The organism is Lacticigenium naphthae DSM 19658, assembly GCF_000425865.1.
Taxonomy (GTDB): Bacteria; Bacillota; Bacilli; order Lactobacillales; family Carnobacteriaceae_A; genus Lacticigenium; species Lacticigenium naphthae.
On record NZ_AUEG01000035.1, the window covers coordinates 1 to 2667 of the forward strand.

The window sequence follows — 2667 nt, forward strand, 5'->3', positions numbered from 1 at the left end:
ATTGTTAGTTAATCTTTTGCCTTGACTAAACGTAGGAAAGAGGCTGGGACTTTTGTCCCAGCCTCTAATCATTTCCCAAACATTCCTTTCTGAAACGTGCTCTAAAAAACAGACCAGACAGCCACTTCACGAATACTCTTCGATAGTCTACGACTATCTTTCGAGTATCCGCTCCAGTTGCTGTATCCGTTGACACTTTAGTGGCTTACGGATACAGTATGCGGAGCTCTATTCGGATCTGAACATTTTTTGTTCCACTCTCTGTTTGCATATAATAAAAGAAATTCAAATATGCTTTTAATTGATTCAACAAAAAATTTGTTAAAGATATAAAAAAGGTTAGTTGATCAAGAAGCTATCCTTTCATACAAAAATAGGTTTCTTATAAAAGTTACTTGGACGGTTCCTGTCTGTTTAAATTACTTTCTCGGCAAGTTCGAATTATTCTAGAGGGGCAGTTTCCGCATATATTTGTACAGCTGGTCCAATCTTGGCATACGAAGGGTAGTAAGTAGTTCCTAAGTCGACAGATTTCCCTCTTAGTTCCTCCTGAAGAGCTGGCAACCAATCTGAAAGGGAAGTAACTCTGTCACCGTTAAGAATAGATTTAAGTGTTACAGCTAGGTCAAACGAAGTATTCAGATAGTCGAATTGGGTTTGTGCACCGAATATTTGTGACACCATTGGTATGTACACTATGACATATCAATGGTGGAGATAAGAATTCAGTTATATTGCTATCTTCTTTTTTATTCCTTTTGTCAGTATGGTGATGTTCTTTGGATTTTTGAGACACATTCCTGAGTCACTTCAGTTAACTTGGTTTCTTTATATTTGGCACAGATTCATTTTATTTTCTTTCAAAAAGAAAGAGGGTAGCGTATTATAGAAAGAGAATACAGCTGTATAGATAGGAGAATGAATATGAAAAAAACAAGATGGATCGATTTTTTAGGTGGATGGAATCTGCTGTTCACATTAACAATAGTGATATTAATTGGATTAGTTGTAACGGTCTTTAATGATATTCAATTTATTTTTGAACCTATCGTAGTCCTATTTTCAAGTGTCATAATGCCGATTGTTATTGCATTATTACTATACTATTTATTTAACCCGGTCATCGATTTTCTCGAAGAACACAAAGTACCGCGTATAGTGGGTGTAGGTGTTCTGTTCCTCACTATAATCGGTTTAATAAGTTTGTTGGTGGCTTTTGCTATTCAGCCACTGCAACGCCAAGTAAGTGATTTAATTGATAGCTTTCCCCAATTTATCGAGTCTATTTCGAACACACTGATTGGATGGCTGTCCATTTTGCCTATAGAAAACTCTGCCGATGAAATGTTTCAAACGGTTGAAGGATGGATAGGTTCTGTTCCTGAAATGATAGCTAATTTTCTAAGCAGTGGGTCTAGTGGCTTATCGACACTCGTTTCGAGTCTCTCGAGTATTGCTGTAACGATCATCACCTTTCCTATTGTCTTATTTTTTTTACTGAAAGACGATGAACGTTTCTTTAATGCATTTTTGGGAGTTGTGCCACCTAGATGGAGAAAAGGACTTATCCGCGTTTCTAGCGAAATAAATTCTCAAGTAGGATCCTATATTAAGGGTCAACTAATTATTGCAACCTCTATTGGTGTGATGATGTTTATTGGATTCTCACTTATCAATTTGAAATATAGCGGAGTCCTGGCAATTGTTGCCGGATTTACGAGTATCATCCCATACATCGGTCCCACGTTGGCCTTTATTCCAGCTTTGGTGGTTGCTGTAGCCGATTCATGGACAATGGTATTGTTTTTGATAATAGTATGGATGATTGTTCAATTTATTGATGGTAATTTTATTGAGCCTAATGTTATGGGAAAACAATTGAATGTCCATCCGTTAACGATCATTATTGTACTCCTAGTGGCGGGAGAATTATTGGGTATTTTTGGTTTGGTTTTCGGAGTTCCAATTTATGCAATTTTCAAAGTCATCGTTGTTTACTTGTTCCAACAATTTAAATCTCGATACAATCAGTATTATGGGGATGTCGACGGAGAATATGATATTTATCCTATAGAGGATGCGGTTCATAAAGCTGATAATAAAAACTATGAGAATCTAAAAGAAGAAGCTAAAGAAGAAAAAGAAAATGACTCTACTCAATCGCAAGAAGATACTGATTAAATTTAAAACTAGAGATGCTTTGTATTGATGAGATACTCTCAATAAAGAGTGAGTAGAAGCTGGAAATCTACTTGTTTTTTATTGGGAGTAAATTTATATTCAGAAATATAAGCAGGACAGAAAAGGTAATAAAGATTGAAAAGCAGTTTTTCAAAGAAGGTAGAAAAAAGACCTTGACTTTTGTTTTATAAAGATGGTATATTTATAAACGTTGCTCCTATGAGTAACCAAAAACAAACAATTTTTTTAATTAAAAAGATTGACAAAAATTGTGAAAAAGAGTAACATAGTAAATGTCGTAAATGTCGAGTTGAGGGACGAAATGGTCTCAATGAAAAATCAGATTAGCTAATTTGAAATTTTGTTCTTGACACTAATATGATAGATGATGTATGATATAAAAGTTGCTGATAACGGCGACAACGAATTGACCTTTGAAAACTGAACAAAGCAAACACAATCAAATGTGCAGGTGTCTTGATTTTT

The 2667-nt window shown here is 35.1% G+C and carries 2 protein-coding genes; one reads left to right on the plus strand and one right to left on the minus strand.

Going from position 1 to position 2667, the window contains the following annotated elements; genetic code table 11:
• Positions 1-441: 441 nt before the first annotated feature.
• Entirely contained in the window at positions 442-684 is a 243-nt protein-coding gene (locus tag H626_RS0109695) for a hypothetical protein (protein ID WP_027109190.1), read from the minus strand.
• Between the two features lie 240 nt (positions 685-924).
• Between H626_RS0109695 and H626_RS11075 the strand changes: the two genes are divergently transcribed.
• Positions 925-2181 (plus strand): AI-2E family transporter, encoded by a 1257-nt coding sequence (locus H626_RS11075; protein ID WP_035619217.1) that lies wholly within the window; start codon positions 925-927, stop codon positions 2179-2181.
• The last annotated feature ends 486 nt before the right edge of the window (positions 2182-2667 follow it).